Source organism: Neolewinella antarctica, from assembly GCF_011927835.1.
Taxonomy (GTDB): Bacteria; Bacteroidota; Bacteroidia; order Chitinophagales; family Saprospiraceae; genus Neolewinella; species Neolewinella antarctica.
Genome location: NZ_JAATJH010000001.1, coordinates 304,811 through 322,575, shown reverse-complemented (window position 1 = coordinate 322,575; position 17,765 = coordinate 304,811). Strand labels below are relative to the sequence as shown.

Here is a 17,765-nt window from a genome sequence, read left to right as displayed (position 1 = left end):
ATCGGCGAAGTGATCGCCACCCATGGCTATGCTTACGATGTGATCGGTATGGTCAGCGGGTACGTCCTCACCAAGCACCTTCAATGAGTACTCACAGAAAGGGTAACGCGCTCGGTAGTTAGCACTCACAGTCTTCCACCTGTTAGTCTTGTGTACGGCGCGGCCACTGGCAGTACCTGACTGCTTGGGGCGCTGGTACCTGTATCGCTTGGGGCGTGGGAGGTGTGGCATTAGGCGGCAGGGATTAGGTGCTCTACTGATTGGTAGAAGGCGGTGAAGGTTCTTAGGTGGGTGGTGGTTCTATCTTGGCTGTGTTCCGGGTACCACCATGAGGGTTAGTCGAGGCCCCGTCACTTCGTTGTGGCGGGGCTTTCTTCGTTTCATGGATGTGTTTCTATTCCTGCCAACCTGATCATCAATCGTTAGACACGACTTTAACCGATCAGCTCCGTGAGGTGCACGACGATGTTGATTGCCATCACCGCCGCCAGCGCTAAGCCGAGCAACCGCATCCAGGTCTTGTTTTCTTCCCGGAATTCGGTAGTGCGTGCCTTCGCCTCCGCATTACTAAATTTAATGGCACCCCGCGCAAATAGGTACAGGTAAACGCCGGCGGCAAACAGGACGATTTCGAGAATCAGGCCGATAGTGGAAGCACTCATAAGAAAACCCGTTTAGTAAATAAGCTAATTGCATAGTTAACCCGTAAGGAGCCTTTTAGCTCGCCACTAATGTCGTACTTTTCGGCCACAGCCCAATACCAACCAAAACCTAACCGACCATGACAAAAGAACAACAAGCCGCCGCGGAAAATGAAGACCACATGCTCCTGATGGTCTCCCGCCTAAAACACCGCCTGGAAAAAATCCACCTCGGTGGCGGCAAACGAGGCATCGTCAAACAACACGAAAAGGGGAAGATGACCGCCCGCGAACGCGTCGACGCCCTCATCGATGAGGAGACAGAATTCCTGGAATTCGGCGCTTTCGCCGGCTTCGACATGTACGAAGAGTACGGCGGCTGCCCGGCGGGTGGCGTCGTGACGGGCTACGGCCGCGTCCAGGGACGGTTGTGCGTAATCGTAGCTAACGACGCCACCGTCAAGGCCGGCGCGTGGTTCCCCATTACCGGCAGAAAAAACTTGCGCGCGCAAGAAATTGCGATGGAAAACCGCGTGCCGATCATTTATCTAGTGGACAGCGCCGGCGTCTTCCTCCCCCTTCAGGACCAAATCTTCCCGGACAAGGAACACTTCGGGCGCATTTTCCGTAACAACGCCCACATGAGCGCCATGGGCGTCCCCCAGATCGCGGCCGTAATGGGCAGTTGCGTCGCCGGCGGCGCTTACCTACCGATCATGTCGGACGAAAGCCTGATCGTGGAAGGAACCGGCAGCATCTTTCTGGCCGGACCTTACCTCGTCCGTGCGGCCATCGGCGAAAAGGTCGACGCCGAAGACCTCGGCGGCGCCAACATGCACTCGTCCCTGAGCGGCGTGATCGATTACAAATGCGTCGACGACACCGACTGCCTGCTCAAGATCCGTGACCTAGTCGGCCGCATGCCGGACGAGCCGGTGACGGCATTTAACCGGACCGCGGCGGAACCCGCCCCGGGTGGCGACAACGGAATCCTGCAGGTGCTGCCAGAAGACCGGGCCAAGCCTTACAAGGGGCGCGACCTCATCAACCGCATCGCGGACGGGGGGCAATTCACGGAGTTCAAGGAAGAGTACGGACAGACGCTACTGTGCGGCTACGCACGAATCGAAGGTTGGAGTGTTGGCATTATTGCCAATAACCGAGAAGTCGTCAAAAGTGGTAAAGGAGAGATGCAATTCGGCGGCGTAATCTACTCTGATTCAGCGGATAAAGCCGCTCGGTTTATCATGATTTGCAACCAGAAAAAGATCCCGCTGGTGTTTCTCCACGACGTGTCCGGCTTCATGGTTGGGAGCCGTTCCGAGCAAGGCGGCATCATTAAGGACGGGGCAAAAATGGTAAACGCGATGGCCAATAGCGTGGTCCCTAAGTTCAGCATCGTCTGCGGAAATAGTTACGGGGCCGGCAACTACGCCATGTGTGGCCGCGCCTACGACCCGCGCCTGATGCTTTCCTGGCCCACCGCGCGCCTGGCCGTCATGGGTGGTTCACAGGCGGCAAAAGTCTTGTTGCAAATTCAGGTAAGTAGTCAGAAGAAAAAGGGAGAAGTCGTTTCTCAGGCCGACGAAGATGAATTGCTCAAGAAAATTACCGAGCGCTACACCGACCAGGCTAGCCCCTACTACGCGGCGGCCCGGCTCTGGGTGGACGAGATCATCGATCCGCGCGCCACGCGCAGTTGGATTTCGGCCGGCATCGAAGCGGCTTCTTACGCACCGGTCGGCGAGTTTAAGATGGGTGTGCTGCAGACCTAGCCTCAGTAATGGGAAAGGTATAATTTTAAGCATGCTTTAGACTAACCGTGCCTTAGCAACTACCCACCGACGGCTCAGCCCGGTGGGTAGTTTCGTTTATGCGCGGTCGCGGGATGCCAAGAATTGGGGCAAAAGGAGCCAGATTAATTACCTACCTCCCGGCGTCGGATTGTAACAATTAGATCAATAAAGTATAACCGTTACGGACGGGCAAGTTCCCGTGCTACCTTCGCGGTGTGAATAAATACGACAACGACCTTTTCCTACGTGCCGCCCGTGGCGAATTGACCGAGCGCCCACCCGTCTGGCTAATGCGACAAGCCGGGCGCATCCTGCCGCAGTACCGCGCGCTGCGTGCCCAGCTCAGTGGCTTCATCGAACTGGTGACCACCCCCGATCTGGCCGCGGAAGTAACCGTCCAACCCGTCGACGAACTCGGCGTGGACGCGGCGATCATTTTCAGCGATATTTTGGTGATCCCCGAGGCACTGGGCCTTCCCTACAACATGATCGAGAAGGTCGGCCCCCGGTTTCCCGAGGTCATCAAGTCCATGGCCGACTTCAAAAAATTGCGGCCGGCCGACGCGGCACCGGAGCACCTGGGGTACGTGTACGACGCACTCGACGCGACCAAAAAATTGCTGAACAACCGTGTTCCGCTGATCGGTTTCGCCGGTGCCCCCTGGACGATCTTCGCCTACATGGTCGAAGGCGGCGGCTCGAAGACTTTCAGCAAAGCGCGGGCGATGCTCTACCGGGAGCCGGAATTAAGTCACCTGCTGATGGAGCGGATCGCGCTGGCAACGGCGGCTTACCTGAAGGGGAAAATTAGCCACGGTGCTGATTTAATTCAGTTATTCGATAGCTGGGCCGGTGTGCTCCCCCCCGCTCACTACGAGGCGTTTGCGTTGCGGTACCTCAAGCTGATTATTGATGAACTGGGCGACGCCGTCCCCATCACCGTGTTTGCCAAAGATGCTCGCCACGCCATTCCGTCGATCGGAAAGTTAGCCTGCAATGTCGTGCAACTCGACTGGATCGCGGACCCCGTTTTGGCGCGGTCGCAGGTGCAAGGAAAAGTACTGCAGGGCAATCTTGACCCGGTCCAACTCTACGCTCCCCTCCCGGAAGTAGAACGGGCGACCCTCGCCATGCTCGACAAGTTCGGCCCCCACCACATCGCTAACCTCGGCCACGGCGTCTATCCGGATACGCCCCTCGATGGCGTGAAAACTTTTGTCAACACGGTGAAGAATTACCGCTACGGTTGAGGTAAAATCAGACGGTTTTCATCTTTGGCAATTCAAACCAAGGCCACACGGCGTTGCGCGAGCAACACGCATTTTGCCGCCTAAATCAGTAGCCCCGAACCCATGCCCATCAATTACCTAGCACTCGGTGACAGTTACACGATTGGTACGGACGTCGCAACTACTGAATGCTGGCCACGACAACTGCTGAACCGGCTGACGAACGGGGGCATTCTGCCCACCGCGCCGGAGGATACCTCCCTTACCATCGTTGCGGAAAAGGGATGGACGACGGGTGATCTGCTGGCGGGTATTAAAGAAAGTGATCTACTCCCCGCCTACGACTTGGTCTCCGTACAAATTGGTGTGAACAACCAGTATGACGGACTGACTTTAGCCGACTTTAAAGTAGAATTTGCGGACATCCTGGGCAAAGCCCTGCAGCTTGCGGGTGGGGATGCAAGCAAGGTATTCGTTGTGTCGATTCCAGATTACGCGTTTACCCCGACGGGCGGGGGGCAACCATCCATTAGTGAGGCCGTGGGTGTCTTTAATGCTGCCGCCGCAGCCATTGCCACGCGAGCTGGAATTATTTTTTGTGACATCATCGTCATTTCCAGAGGTGGAATTCGTGAGCCAGCCCTGGTAGCTAGCGACGGTCTGCACCCCAGCGGACTTCAGTACCGCAGGTGGGTCGAGGAAGTACTGCTAAATCTTGTGTCAACACTGCTTAAAGGGTGATGGGTCTGTCAATACCGGAAGTGAATGGTAACCGACGCATATTGTATTGAGACGTTAATTCAGGCAGAAACGAAGGCGCGTAGCGGACGTATCGACCACTAAGAACGTTAGCTTATTCGAACGGAGATCCTACCGTCCAGGAAAAGATTGATGGCCGGACGTACGGATCTGACGGTCAACGTGGCCAGCGGTTCCACTGTCAGTTCCCGTTACGGTCGATTGAGACCGGTCCACCTAACGCCTAAATCGTGAAAATAAATCCACCTCATTTCGGCTTGCTATTATTGCTACTGCTCACCAGCGCGGTATGGGGTCAGGTGTACGTACCGGTAGCGGGCGAATACGGGGTAGACGACGAGCGCAAACTTATTCTCCTACGGGGCTCGGCCTCTGACTTACGCGGGGTAACGGAATTGAAACTGAACGACCAGCGCTTCATCATGCACGAGCCGGTGGACGCTAAGTCACCCAAGCACTCGTACAACGTGGCGCGCGGTGAAATAATTTACGCGCTACAGTTTACCGAATTGCCACTCTTTACCCTGACTACTAATGAGGCAATCGGTGACGAACCTAAAGTGGGCGTCCAGGTAACGTACAGCGATAACGACCAGACTTTCCGGGCGAGCGGCGGCGTCGAGTACCGCGGCGGTTTCAGCCTGGAGTTATCGAAAAAGTCGCTCGACCTGGAATTTAACGACGACGTGCAGTTCGGCGAGCTCCGGAATGATGACGACTGGATTCTCGATGCCCTGTACAATGAGCCCCTGCGCGTGAACGCCTTCGTAGGGCACAAACTTTGGCTCGAACAGCACCGCCTCGCTTACGCCAACCAGGAACCCCGCGCCCAGCCCGGGCCCGGCGTTGAACTGGTCGAAGTTTTCCTAAATAACACTTACGCAGGCCTGTACTTGCTGAGCGAACAGATTGATCGTAAACAACTGAGGCTGAAAAAAACGCGCGACGGCGTCATCCGCGGTGAACTTTACAAGGGGGAAGACGACCAACTGGGCACCGACTTCGGTGATAACCCTCCCCTACCCGATTACGCCAGCGAAAACTGGTCGGGCTACGAACTTAAACACCCCAAGGCTGACGAAATTATCGACTGGGGGAATCTCTACGCGTTCCACCAGTTCGTAACCGAGACGAGCGATGCGGAATTTACCGCCGGAATCGCGGAGCGTTTCGACCTGGACAACGCCGCGGATTTCTTACTCTTCATCAATTTACTCGGGATGGCGGATAACGCCAGCCGCAACCTCTTCACGGCTCGCTACGACCGGGACTCACCCTACTTTCACCTCCCGTGGGATCTCGACGGCAGCTTCGGCAACTCGCCCCGGGGCGACAGAATCGCCGCGACGGACTTCTGGTACGGCAACGCACTGTACCGGCGGCTCACCCAGTTGAACGCCGGTGGGTTCAACGACCTGCTCTGCGCTCGCTATGGTGAGCTGCGCAACTCAGGCGTGTACTCGGTAAAAAACATCGCCGGTAAGCTGACCACGGCAGTGGATCTGTTGATCCGCAGCGGTACCGCCGGGCGGGAAAAAATGGCCTGGCCAAAAACGGCAAGCGTCAACGTGGAAACCCTGGCCTACACCGAAGACTGGTTGGTAAAACGACTTGACTTTATGGACAATTTTGTGTGTGCGCTAGCGGCTAAAATCGACGGTAGTTCTACGAACAGTACACTGCAGGTCTTTCCTAACCCTTCCAACGGCATAATCGCCATCGAGCAGCAGGCCGGTGATATCTCTCCCGTATTTCAGGTATACGACCTCAAGGGTCAGCGCCTGTACAGTGGCCTGGCCGGGCTGCGTTCCACCATCGATTTATCGCACCTTCCGCCGGGGACATACTACGTAAAGATGGGAGAAAACGCCACCACCGTATTCATTCGGTGACCCGGGCGTGTTACGTTACTTTACTTTCGACTGGGGTCGACGGTACCGTGATCCGCAGTCCTTTCCGGATTGCCAAGCTAAGCCTACCTTAGCTGACATGACTACCCAGGAAAAAGCCGACATCCACGAACTTCTCTCCGCGTTCCGCATTGGGCCCGCCATCGAACGGCTTGCGCCCCACGTCACTTTGCTCCCGCGTCCGCGCCAAGAAAATTTGAGTCTGCAACTCGCCAAATTGCGGGGAAGGAACGAACACTTTAATAACGTCAGAAAAGCCGACCACACCCCCACGGACCGTCGTCGGGAAAACGACGATTTAGTGAAGGCTTTACAGCTGATCCTCAGCCAGTTCGAAATCAACGACAAGCCAAGGTCTTTAGCCGACATTATCGGTCGTGACCTGGACGATGATTTCCTCGAACGCGAAAAAGAGAAACAAGCCAGCCCGGACGCGACAACCAGCGACAAGGGGTTCCACGAAAAGGTTATTTACGTGGGTTCACCTAGTGTAAAGCAAGCGACCGTCACCGTAGGTAAATCCTACGGTGCGACGTACCACAAATGCACGCAGACACTGCGCCGATTCAACGTAGCCATCGAGCGTGGCGACCGCGACGGGGGGCAAATCGTGGGCGTAACCACGGGTAATTCTCAGGCGCGATTTGGAGAAAAGGTACTCGTGTGGGTCACCCCGAAACCCCTGGGAAAAACCGAAATCACCGTGGTCGTTGACAGTAACTTACGGGATACCGTGCTCGATATGGGCCGGCACCAACAGCTTCTCGACAAGCTTACCCACGCGATTCAGTACGACTAAGCGAGTTCTTCCAGAACCCTGATGGTGTAATCGATTTGCTCGTCCGAGACGTCGAGGTGGGTGGTCAGGCGAATCGTCTGGGGGCCGAACGGAATGCCGTGAATGCCTTTATCGGACAATTTATCAAGAAATACTTCCGCCGTCTGGGTACCCGCGAGGTGAAAAATACACAAGTTTGATTCTACCGGTTCGACCGCTGCGACGTAGGGCAACCGGGCCACCGTTTCGCCGAGCCGACGCGCCCGCGCGTTGTCGTCCTTCAGCCGATCGACGTGGTGCTCGAGCGCGTAGAGACCAGCGGCGGCCAGATACCCGGCCTGCCGCATCCCACCACCGATCGCCTTCCGGTAGCGACGTGCTTTTTGCAGTAAATCCTTTGGCCCCATCAGCAAGCTGCCAACGGGAGCGCCCAAACCTTTGCTGAGGCACAAACTCACGGTGTCGAACGCCGCCCCCCAGTCCGTTGCCCCGTCACCGGTTTCGACCAGCGCGTTGAACAGGCGTGCGCCGTCGAGGTGTACGGAGAGGCCAGCGGCGCGCGCCTCGGTAATGATTGCCTGCGCCTCGTGCAGTCGGTAGATGGAACCACCGCCCTTGTTGCAGGTATTCTCCAACACTACCAGTTTAGACACCGGGAGCCAATCCTGCCGCCCCTTCACGGCGGCACTTACCTGCCCCGGCTGAATCTTCCCCCGGTTGCCGCGTACCAGATTGACGCTGACGCCCGAAAGCAGGGCGTAGACGCCGGCCTCGTACTGGTAGATGTGGCTCTTTTCCTCACAGATCACCTCGTCGAGCGGCTGGGTATGGCACTTAATGGCCAGCTGGTTGGTCATCGTACCGGAGGGGCAGAAAAGCGCCGCCTCCATTCCGAAACGTTCGGCGGCCGTGGCTTCGAGGCGGTTGACGGTTGGGTCCTGTCGGAAAACGTCGTCGCCCACCTCGGCGGCAAACATGGCTTGCAGCATGCCGGCGGTTGGTTTAGTGACGGTGTCGGAGGTTAAATTAACGGTCATAAGTAAGCTAGGTGACGGGTCGGGAAGCGGAGTTTGTTCGGAGATTATTTACGAAGGTGAGTAAATTCTTTGCGGAACTTCCCCACCTTCGGTGCGATCACAAAGCTACAGTACGGGTTGCGTTCGCCGACCTTGCGGTAGTAGTTCTGGTGCCCCGCCTCGGCGGCGTAGAAGGTGGTGTGCGGTGCGAGCTCGGTGATCGCCCGCGCCCCGTACAGACCAGGGACGGTGTTCTCCATTACGTCCAGTGCCAACCTGCGTTGCTCGTCGGTGGTGTAAAATACGGCGCTACGGTACTGCGGGCCCCGGTCGTTTCCCTGCCGACCCGGGGTGGTGGGGTCGTGCGTGGCAAAAAAAACTTCGAGCACTTCCCGGGTGGTGATCACGCGCGGGTCGAACTCAACGAGGACCACCTCGGCGTGGTCGGTGGCTCCGGTACAGACATCTGCGTAGTTAGCGTCCAGCTTCGTACCACCCGCGTAGCCATTGACGATTCGCTTGACGCCCCGCAGCTCGGCAAAAACGGCTTCCACGCACCAGAAGCAGCCGCCACCGAGAATAATACTTTCGTGGTCTTTCGTCGTGTCGACGCGTTCGAGTACTTCTCCAAAATGGGCCATGGCTGGTGTTTCTGTTTGAAAGCTGCCCGCGAATAATTAGTTCGCAACTTTTAGCCGTGAACCCGCTTGGATTGTCTGACGTTGGGCGCGGGCGCGGGTGCCGCGTTTATTGGTTCGGTAGCGACGTTCCGATCCGCACTTTTACGGGGTTAATATTGTTAAGCAAGCCAATGACCAAATTTGAATACGACCTATTGATTGTCGGCTCCGGACCGGCGGGGGCTACCGTGGCCCGCTACGCGGCGAACGCTGGTCTCTCCGTTTTGATCGTCGACAAAAAACAGGAACTCGGCTCCCCCATCCAGTGCTCCGGCGCCGTCAGCCGGCACGCGTTGGAAGAAGTGGAACTTCCGCTCGATGAGGAATACATCCTCGAACCAATTTACGGCTTCGCGATCTACAACCAAGTGGGGGAAAGCACTAAGATCGACTACCGGAAAATCAAGGGTGACGAATACGGAAGCGGGCCGGGTAAAAAGCCCCTGGGTTACGTCGTCGACCGCCGGCGCTTCGACCGCTACTGCATGACGCAGGCCGAGCGGGCGGGTGCCGAGACCTGGCTGAAGACGGAGGCGAGCGGCTACGCTACCCTGCCCGACGGACGCTGCGCCGTTAGCGTTAAACGCTACAATGAAGACATCGAGATTACCTGCAAAGTATTGGTTGGCGCGGACGGGCTAATGAGCCAGGTCGGTAAGTGGGCGGGTCTCCAGACGCACATTCGCATCACCGAACTGGCCGGCTGCCTCCAGTTCATCGTTGACAACGTCGAAACGGAAGGCTTACTGGAAATCATCACCGGCCACGAATGGGCCCCGGGTGGTTACGCCTGGGTGTTTCCGAAGGGCCACGGATACGCCGAGATCGGGCTCGGGGTAATCCCCACCATGACCAAGCAGCCCGCGCAGTGGCACCTCGATAAGTTCATTAAGCAGAGCTTTTTTAAGGAGCGTTTCGCCAATTGCCGCATTCTCGAAGTACAGGGCGGCGGCGTCCCCCTCGCCGCGCCGCTGCGCACGCAGTACGCAGATAACCTCGTCCTCGTGGGCGATGCCGCACGTCACGTCAACCCCATCACCGGCGGCGGTATCCACACCGCCCTCAACGGGGGTAAAATTGCCGCCAACTTTTTAATCGAGCACTTCCAAAACCCAGCGGCAACCTTTACCGCCAAGGACCTGAAGGGCTACCAGGACGCGTGGCTGGCGGAACTCGGTGACAAGATGTGGAGCCTGTACCACAAAAAGACGGCCGTCTTCCACCACGAAGACATTCCCACCCGGGATGCCTACCTCTACGAAACCATGTCGGATTACTTCGACCCCCACTCCGAATACAAGAAAATATGAGCAAGAAAAAACCCGTCATTTTCGACATCGGCTGGAATGCTTGTATCAACTGTGGCGCCTGCGTCGCGATCTGCCCCCAAGAAGCCGGTTTCATTAGTCCCTTTGACACCATTGCCGTCGACCGACCCTGTGACATTGCGTGCTTGCTCTGCGAGGATATTTGCCCCGTACGAACCATTACCCACCGCGAGGCCGTGATGGTGCCGACCGCAGCTGCCTTACTGGCCCTCTAGCGCTTACGGGTTGTACTAACGACGCGTCTTTTGCAAATCTGCGTGGCGTCCGTACGACCGGTGAATGGATCGATGCGTAAGTACTGACTCCACCCAGCTAAACCGCTAACTAAGTTATCCCGCAAAGGTCATCGTAGTCAATACGGCCGATACTGAAGTCCGTTGCTGATGTCTCACCTTGGGTTAAACGCTGATTTGCGTAGCGGGCTGTTTGCCCCTAATTTTTCCATACTTCGAACCACCGCTTGCCGGAACGATCACGATCATTTCGCCGTCGTTTCTTATCCCGTGCGCGCTGATTCTGTTTACGGTCCCGGCGGTTAGCTCTCTCTTTCTTCTTATCCCAGATGGCATTTCGTTTTGCGATGACGTACCGCACGCTGACGGCAGTTTGCGCGTCCAGGATTTTGTCGCCACCGCGCACGTTGATCGCCGGTTTAAAGTCATAGCTAATGTTGAATCCGCCGAACGTCGCTTCCGCCCCGACGACACCGTCGATGCCCAGGGGGGATTTAGCCGGTTGCCCGTCGCTATCCAGCTCACTGGTCCAGCCGGTGTGCATCCCCGCCCCGTAAAAGAGATTTAGCCGCCGTGAGAGCAAGGGCTGATGCTGTTTCCCCAAAAACGTAATGGAGCCCTGATCCTTAACTAAGCTAGACTGCACGATTCCCTCCAGGACGAAGTTTTTGTGAGCGCGGGGCAACCGAAACTGCACGGTTGCACCAATATCCGTACCAATGCGTAAACCCAGTGAGGCATCATAAGATTGCGCGCCGAGGGGAAGACTACCGAAGAGTACTAAATAACAGAGAAGTCTGATCATGCTACCGCAAACGGATGGCCACCGCACTTTGTGTTGCGGTGGTTCCTAATTTAGTTAGGTGAATCGACCTCGACCTCGACGAGCTTACCCGCACGAATTATCACGACACGACCCGCGTACGCACGGACTAGCCTAATATCGTGGGAAATGAAAAGTAGCCCCACCGCCCGTTGCCGTAGTAGCTCCGAAAATAAAGACAGTATCTCCCGCTGCACCGCTGCGTCGAGCGCGGATACGGATTCGTCCGCGATCAAAAGTGACGGGTGGGCGGCCAACGCACGGGCGATGACGAGGCGCTGTTGTTGCCCACCGCTCAGTTCATCCGGTTTACGGTCCAGCACCTCCGGGGTCAATTTAACCCGAGCGAGCAGATCGGTGGGCGTCGGCGTACCGTCGAACCAGGCGTTCTGGTTGGCGGAAAGGACTTCTTTCAGTATCCGCGCAACCGTGTGCCGGGGGTTTAAGCTCGCCAGTGCATTTTGTGGGATTAACTGGACCCCGCCACGGGCTACGGTAATACTGCCAGTTACGTCGCCCTGAGCGTCAACGATATTACTAGCAAGTGTCGATTTCCCGCAACCGCTCGGCCCCGTGAGCGCAACCCACTCACCGGCCCGAATTTCAAGATTGACGTCGGAAAGTATTTGCGTGACCGCTGGCTTACGGAACGGAATCCAGCTACTGGTGTGGTAGGCATAATTCAAGTCAGTAATGGTCAGCACGGGGGCGTCGGGGCCCGGTACGACCTGCTGCCGGCGAGCCGTCCGAGATTCTTCGCCCAGCACTTCCGCGACCGGTCCGTCCGCGACGATCCGACCCGCCTGCAGTTGAATGACGCGGTGGGTTCGGGTGCGTAAGATGCTTTCGTCGTGGGTGATCAGCAACAAGGCGATTTTACGCTCGGTGACTAGTTCGTCGAGCAGATCCAACAGAGCGGTCTCCGTAAGGGAATCTAACGCCGTAGTTGGCTCGTCGGCAATGAGCAGGCGGGGGTTTTTGGCCAGCGCGATGGCAATAATGATCCTTTGTAATTGCCCGCCACTAAGCTGGTGCGGGTAGGAAGCTAGAATTCGGCCCTGGTCACCGATCAGGTGGACCATGTCCAGCAATTCAGGCGGGGTAAATAACTGGGCGACTTCCCCAAGGGCGCGGGCGATGGTGTGCGTAGGGTTGAGTGCCGTGGCGGGGTCCTGCCAAACCATCCCGATCTCCGTTCCCCGGATGCTGCGTAATACTTCTTCTGAGGTGGTGAGGAGATCAACCGTAACGTCGTCGCCCAACGTGAGTTTGAGCTTGCCGCTTACGAACTCCGCCGCCGGCGGCAGTAACGAAACAATCGCTTTGCCAATCATCGATTTGCCCGAGCCGCTGGGCCCCCACAGCCCCACTTTTTCTCCCGCATCAATCGTAAAACTGACTTCATTGACGACCGGGCGGGCGGGGTCGAACCCAATAATTAATTCGTCTACGGTCAGTACGGGGGGCATGCCCCAAAACTAGGCTTTCTTAAGGTATTTCTCTGCACCCGCGACTGCGCAATATGCGTCAAATAGCGGTTTGATTTGATCACAGCCATTCGGGGACGCGGGCGAGAAAGCGATAGTCGTTTGCGTCGTAATCTACTTCGGCCACCAGGTTCTCCCGACCGTTGGAGATCATTAAGAAAGGCACCCTGAGGGCTCCGTTGTAATTACTGGCCTGGCGAAAAGTAGCGGTGCTCAGTTTTACCGTCGGAGCCTTGCACTCAACGAGCAGAAACGGGCGCATGTCCTGATCGAAGACCAAGATGTCCGTCCGACGGTCCGTGTCGTTCACCTTTACGCCCCGCTCGACGGTAATGCGGTTGCGGTTGTAGCGCATGTCGGCGATCAAAAAGTGCAGCAGTAACTGGCGGACAAATTCCTCGGGTTGGAGGACGAGCCACTTCTTGCGAATGGCACAGAAAACCATGCGATTTACGCCGTCTTGTTTGACGTTTAACTGCGCGGAAAATCGGGGCAACTTAAGGTCGATAAAGATCGGCTGGTGGGGTTCGGTAGGCATCGGCGAGGGTTTGCAACTCGGGGAACAGGACAAGGAAGGTCCGGTTGAATTCCGGCCCAAAATCGCGCAATAAGCTTTCGACACCAGCGAGCCGCTCCGGTTGGCTGAGGCGCTTTTTAAGGCGTTCGAAAACGGCGTTCATACCCGGCACGCTCGTGTACATCCGCAGCCACTTACCCTCCACCATTGCCCGCGCATTTTGCGACGCACATGGTGGCATCAGGGGGCGCTGACGCAGGATGCGTGCGTAGGTAGTAGCGCAAAATTCAGGGTAAGAGATCGGACAGAATTGCGACCAGTTGCGGTAAAGACAGTAGTCGAATCCAATATCGGTAAGCACGGAAGAATAACGCCCGTGTCGTTTGGCAATCAGTGCGTTAAGTGACCTCACCTCCGGGTGTTTATCGGTCGCCCGGTCGATGGCCCGGTGAAAGTCAACGCCCCGCTGGATTGCCAGCGGTAAATTTTTCACGGCGCTCCCCTTGACCATGTCGCCCAAAAAGTTACCGATCTGCAAATCATCATCGAAGGCAGAGAGCGTCAGGTGGGCTAGGTAGTTGATGAGCGGGCTTCGAATTTACGTTTGAAAAACTCGTAGATATCAGACTGGGCGCGAAAAACAGATCCTCCCTCCGGCACCTCGCGGTACTGGTTAAGACGCTCCTCGGATATGATGCGCGACTTCTGGTTGTCGCTCCACTGGAGGTCCATAATACGCCGCAGTTCCAACCGAATGAGCGGGTCCTGAATCGGGGTAACGACTTCGACGCGGCGGTGCAGGTTACGGTCCATCCAGTCGGCGGAACCCATGAAGATCTTTTCGTGCTCGTCGCCCCCGAAGATAAAAATGCGGGCGTGCTCCAGGAACCGGTCGATGATGGAGATGATTTCGATGTTTTCCTCCGGCCCCGGAACCAGGCGGCAGATGCCACGGACGATCATCCGAACTTGCACCCCGGCGGCGGCGGCCTCCCGAATCTTGGCGATGATGCCCTCCTCTTCCAGACTGTTCATCTTGAGGAAAAGGTAACCGTGCTGTCCGTTCTTGGCGCGTGAGATCTCGTGGTCGATGAGTGATTCGAAGGTCGAATGCATGTTGAAAGGCGCGACGAGCAAGTGCTTACAGTTAGGCAAAATCAACTTGCCCCGCAGCAATTGGAAGACCCGTAAAACGTCCTCGCCGATCTGTGGCCGGCAAGTGAGCAGCGCGTGGTCGGTGTACAGCTTCGCGGTTTTCTCGTTGAAGTTACCGGTGCCGATGTACGTATAGTGAATCGAATCGCCGTTCGGTTCCTCGGCAAGAATGTGCAGCAGCTTCGTGTGTACCTTGACGGCGGGGAAACTGTAGCGCACGAAAGCACCGGCCGCTTCGAGCGCCTTTCCCCAGTAGAGGTTACTGGCCTCGTCGAAGCGGGCTTTTGCCTCCACGAAAGCTTCCACCTTTTTGCCCTGCTCGAGTGCGTACAGGAGGTTATTCACGACGGCGGACTTGCCGGCCACGCGGTAAAGCGTAATGCGAATGGCCGTCACTTTCGGGTCGTCCGCTGCCTCCTTGATCAGATCGGGGACGTAGTGGTACTTCTGGTACGGGAAGCTGAGCAACACGTCCTTGGCGTTCATCACTTCCATGATGCTGCCCGTGTTTTCCAGTTGCGCGGCGGGCAGCGGTGGCATTTCGGGGTAGACCAAATCGTCGCGGCCTTCCGGGCGGGGGAAGCCGAAAAAATCATTAAAGTTGTGGTAGCGCGCCCCGGGGATCATGTCGTACTTCGATAGATTGAGCGCGGTCTTCAGTCGCTTGCGCATCCATTTGGGCATGGAGGCGTCGTAAAGGAACCGGGTCGGCAGGCCGTCGTCGCGGTGCTTGAGGCGGCTTTCGATTTTGCGGTGCAGCTCACCGTCGAACTCGTTATCGATGTAGAGCTCGGCATCGCGGCTCAGCTTAAAAGTGTAGCCAAATTCTACGGGCTGGCCGATCCAGCGCTCCAGGTTGGCGCGAATGATGCTGTCGAGAAAAATGACGTGAAAAACTTCGTCGGCCTCGTCGGAGTTGGGGAGCACGATCAGGCGGGGGCACTGCTCGGTGGGGATGGCCAGCAGGGGGATGTCGCCGGTTTCGTGGGTGGCCTCGTCCTCGAAGGCGACCGCGATGGCGAGTTGGCCGTCCTTCAAAAACGGTAGATCCGCCGGCCCTTCGCCAACCGGTAGCCAGTGTAGTTCCAGGTGTGGTTGCACGTTCTTGTCGAAATAGTCGGTCGCAAAGGCGGCCTGCTCTTTCGACATCTCGTAGCTGTGGATCAGCTCGATTTTCTCGGCGCGGAGCTCCGGTAAAATCTCCTTAGTGAAAATGCGGCCGAACTCTTTTTGCTGGGTCCTGACCATCGCGCGGATGGTCTTCAGTTCTTTTTTGGGCTTGAAGTCGAACAGCTCGCGCCGTTGCTCCTTGGGTAGTTTCTTGAACTGCCGGAGTGAAGCCACCCGGACGCGAAAAAATTCGTCAAGATTGGAGGAGTAGATGGCCAGGAACTTGATCCGCTCGTAGAGCGGTACGCTCTCGTCGGAGGCTTCCTGGAGGACGCGTTCGTTAAATTGAAGCCAGGAGATGTCGCGTTTGATGAGTTCGTTGGGCAAGGGAATAGGAGAGTTTAGCGTGATCTACTTCGCGACCTACCGTAGGTTCGGAATTGGGCGGTAAGATAGCATTAGTGGCAGGTTAAATTTTTGGGCTTGCGCAAATCACCCACTAAAATGCGGTTTTGCTTTACCATTGAGTTCAGCGGTGGGCACCCCGCTAGCTACCGGGGGCGGTGCGAAGTAATTGCGTGAGGAAAAGCGTCTTCCGTTCACCGCGCTCACCAATTTCCCGGCACCCGCGACCGCGCAACATCATTTGCCCCGCCCCGCATACCGGCCGTGTCAACCTAAAGCCTTATCTTCGCCCCAGCGTTCACGGGAGCGCAAGAACCTGGTAATGCCGAAAGACGCATTACCAGGTTTTCTTTTACGACCACCAGATACTTTACCCATGTACCCACTAAACGAAGCTTACCAGCAACACCTGGAAGCGATTGCCGTAGCCATCCAGGCCAGCCCCAACCTCGCCACTTACCTGGAGGAGGAAGAAGATGCCTACTACGAAGCGCTGAAGGCCGAGTTCGAACCCCAAATCGAGCAGGCCCACCAGCAGTTAATCGATTACAGCCCGCTGGAAATTGAGGCGTTCGAAAAAACACTACTCGACGAACGGTTCGAAGGACTATTCCTACCGCGCATCCTCGGCTACTCGGTGCTACGCGGCGAGATTACCGACCTTTTCTATTACGCCCGGCAGAACGATCACTACGGTGCCATCCTGGAGTCAATCGCGCAGAACAGCAATTTCGACCAGATCAAGAGCCGGATCGGGCAGTCAGTCCAAGTCGGTTTCGCCCTCAGCTCGGATATTTTCGTGACGAACCTCGTTGACGGAATCAGCAGCAAGCGGGTGCGTCAGTTCCTCCAGGCGCAGCGCGCCAGCGACGCGCGGACGCTCGACGGCCGCCGCCGTATTTTCCTCCGCTACGCACGACAGTTCAAGGGGCGCAACTACCACTACGCCGCCTTCCCGCTCGAAGGGCCGGAACTGACGACCTACATCAAGGCCACGAACGATTTTCTCCAGTTCCGCGTCAGCGGTGAGCTCGATAACGCCGCCATCGCCCCCACCCTGCACGCGATGATCACCGAGGACGACTTTAAGGGTCGCAAAGAAATCCTGCGCCCGATCGTTTTCTACGGTACTTTTTTCGAGCAGACGCCGGACGACCGCGGTGAACTGATGACGGTCCTTAACCGCGAACGCAACGCGAACCCGGCGCAGACGAGCAGCGAGATTTTGTCCACCATCCTCGAACTCAAAAAAGAACGGGACTTCCCCTTCGGTAAGGAGCAGGAACTCAACCTGGGAAGCGTCATCAGCCGCAACATCGACGACGAACTGACGGCGTACTTCAACCTGACGGACAAAATCCACAACGATGGTTACGTGAACCCGGACGTGCAGGCCGCCATCGCCGAAGAACTGGCCAAGCACTCCGGCCTGAGCACTTTCGCCGCGAACGTCCGCGAGTCAATTTTGCAATACTTCAAGCAACTTGCCGAAGGGTTCGGTACCGAGGAGGCTTCCTACCAGCAGTGGTTCGAGGTGACCGGTAAGCAGTTCCCGAGCTACATCAAAATCTTTGGCAGCGAATCCTTTAACCAGGACTTGCGTGCGCTGGCCAAGCGGTACACCAAGCGCCTGACGAAGGTGTATACCAACAAGCGCGGCAAGGACTACCGCGACATCAAGAAAATCACGATGACGACCTGGCAGGATTACGGTTTCATGTCGGAGAAAGAACTGAAGGAATTCTTCAAGACCCCGCGGAAGAAGAAGGTGGAGGCTTAAGTGAGGCCCGTACGAACGTAAAAACGTAGGTTTTTTTTTGCCTGCCCGACGGAACGGCCGTTACTCCCGGGAGTAACGGCCGTTTTTTATTTCGTTTTCCGAACAAAAATGGCCTTCT

The 17,765-nt window shown here is 56.8% G+C and carries 16 protein-coding genes; 8 read left to right on the top strand and 8 right to left on the bottom strand.

Features of this window, described 5'->3' with window-relative positions; all coding sequences use genetic code 11:
* Window positions 1-434 precede the first annotated feature (434 nt).
* Window positions 435-662: a hypothetical protein gene (locus GGR27_RS01325; protein WP_168035596.1), complete on the bottom strand. Its 228-nt coding sequence runs from the start codon at window positions 660-662 to the stop codon at window positions 435-437.
* Window positions 663-781: 119 nt separating this feature from the next.
* Here GGR27_RS01325 and GGR27_RS01320 point away from each other — a divergent pair, with 119 nt between their 5' ends.
* From GGR27_RS01320 to GGR27_RS01300, 5 genes are all read left to right on the top strand, one after another.
* Window positions 782-2,416 carry an acyl-CoA carboxylase subunit beta gene (locus GGR27_RS01320; protein ID WP_168035595.1) on the top strand — a complete coding sequence of 545 codons (1,635 nt, stop codon included), beginning with the start codon at window positions 782-784 and terminating at the stop codon, window positions 2,414-2,416.
* Window positions 2,417-2,652: 236 nt separating this feature from the next.
* Window positions 2,653-3,687, top strand: a complete 1,035-nt coding sequence (gene hemE / locus GGR27_RS01315; RefSeq protein ID WP_168035594.1) for a uroporphyrinogen decarboxylase — start codon at window positions 2,653-2,655, stop codon at window positions 3,685-3,687.
* 102 nt (window positions 3,688-3,789) lie between these two features.
* Window positions 3,790-4,407 (top strand): GDSL-type esterase/lipase family protein, encoded by a 618-nt coding sequence (locus GGR27_RS01310; protein ID WP_168035593.1) that lies wholly within the window; start codon window positions 3,790-3,792, stop codon window positions 4,405-4,407.
* A gap of 275 nt (window positions 4,408-4,682) precedes the next feature.
* Window positions 4,683-6,317: a CotH kinase family protein gene (locus GGR27_RS01305; RefSeq protein WP_168035592.1), complete on the top strand. Its 1,635-nt coding sequence runs from the start codon at window positions 4,683-4,685 to the stop codon at window positions 6,315-6,317.
* Window positions 6,318-6,414: 97 nt separating this feature from the next.
* On the top strand, window positions 6,415-7,134 hold the full coding sequence (locus GGR27_RS01300; protein WP_168035591.1) for a hypothetical protein: 720 nt from the start codon (window positions 6,415-6,417) through the stop codon (window positions 7,132-7,134).
* On the opposite strand, the gene GGR27_RS01295 is transcribed toward GGR27_RS01300, so the two are convergent.
* Window positions 7,131-8,150, bottom strand: a complete 1,020-nt coding sequence (locus GGR27_RS01295) for a threonine aldolase family protein (protein ID WP_168035590.1) — start codon at window positions 8,148-8,150, stop codon at window positions 7,131-7,133. The two genes, GGR27_RS01300 and GGR27_RS01295, sit on opposite strands and share 4 nt — an antisense overlap.
* A gap of 44 nt (window positions 8,151-8,194) precedes the next feature.
* On the bottom strand, window positions 8,195-8,770 hold the full coding sequence (gene msrA / locus GGR27_RS01290; protein WP_168035589.1) for a peptide-methionine (S)-S-oxide reductase MsrA: 576 nt from the start codon (window positions 8,768-8,770) through the stop codon (window positions 8,195-8,197).
* A gap of 170 nt (window positions 8,771-8,940) precedes the next feature.
* Between msrA and GGR27_RS01285 the strand changes: the two genes are divergently transcribed.
* Window positions 8,941-10,119 carry a geranylgeranyl reductase family protein gene (locus tag GGR27_RS01285; protein WP_168035588.1) on the top strand — a complete coding sequence of 393 codons (1,179 nt, stop codon included), beginning with the start codon at window positions 8,941-8,943 and terminating at the stop codon, window positions 10,117-10,119.
* Window positions 10,116-10,352 (top strand): 4Fe-4S binding protein, encoded by a 237-nt coding sequence (locus tag GGR27_RS01280; protein WP_168035587.1) that lies wholly within the window; start codon window positions 10,116-10,118, stop codon window positions 10,350-10,352. Before GGR27_RS01285 ends, GGR27_RS01280 begins: the two co-directional genes overlap by 4 nt.
* Before the next feature lie 217 nt (window positions 10,353-10,569).
* On the opposite strand, the gene GGR27_RS01275 is transcribed toward GGR27_RS01280, so the two are convergent.
* From GGR27_RS01275 to ppk1, 5 genes are all read right to left on the bottom strand, one after another.
* Window positions 10,570-11,175: a hypothetical protein gene (locus tag GGR27_RS01275; protein ID WP_168035586.1), complete on the bottom strand. Its 606-nt coding sequence runs from the start codon at window positions 11,173-11,175 to the stop codon at window positions 10,570-10,572.
* Window positions 11,176-11,225: 50 nt separating this feature from the next.
* The gene (locus GGR27_RS01270) at window positions 11,226-12,662 is read right to left on the bottom strand and encodes an ABC transporter ATP-binding protein (protein WP_168035585.1); all 1,437 of its coding nucleotides are present in this window, start codon (window positions 12,660-12,662) and stop codon (window positions 11,226-11,228) included.
* 79 nt (window positions 12,663-12,741) lie between these two features.
* A complete protein-coding gene (locus GGR27_RS01265) occupies window positions 12,742-13,218 on the bottom strand; it encodes a type I restriction enzyme HsdR N-terminal domain-containing protein (protein WP_168035584.1) in 477 nt (158 codons plus the stop codon).
* Entirely contained in the window at window positions 13,178-13,735 is a 558-nt protein-coding gene (locus GGR27_RS01260; RefSeq protein ID WP_454557396.1) for an acyl carrier protein phosphodiesterase, read from the bottom strand. The genes GGR27_RS01265 and GGR27_RS01260 overlap by 41 nt, the downstream gene beginning before the upstream one ends.
* Before the next feature lie 32 nt (window positions 13,736-13,767).
* Window positions 13,768-15,849 (bottom strand): polyphosphate kinase 1, encoded by a 2,082-nt coding sequence (gene ppk1, locus GGR27_RS01255; protein ID WP_168035582.1) that lies wholly within the window; start codon window positions 15,847-15,849, stop codon window positions 13,768-13,770.
* A gap of 394 nt (window positions 15,850-16,243) precedes the next feature.
* Between ppk1 and GGR27_RS01250 the strand changes: the two genes are divergently transcribed.
* Window positions 16,244-17,647, top strand: a complete 1,404-nt coding sequence (locus GGR27_RS01250; protein WP_168035581.1) for a hypothetical protein — start codon at window positions 16,244-16,246, stop codon at window positions 17,645-17,647.
* The last annotated feature ends 118 nt before the right edge of the window (window positions 17,648-17,765 follow it).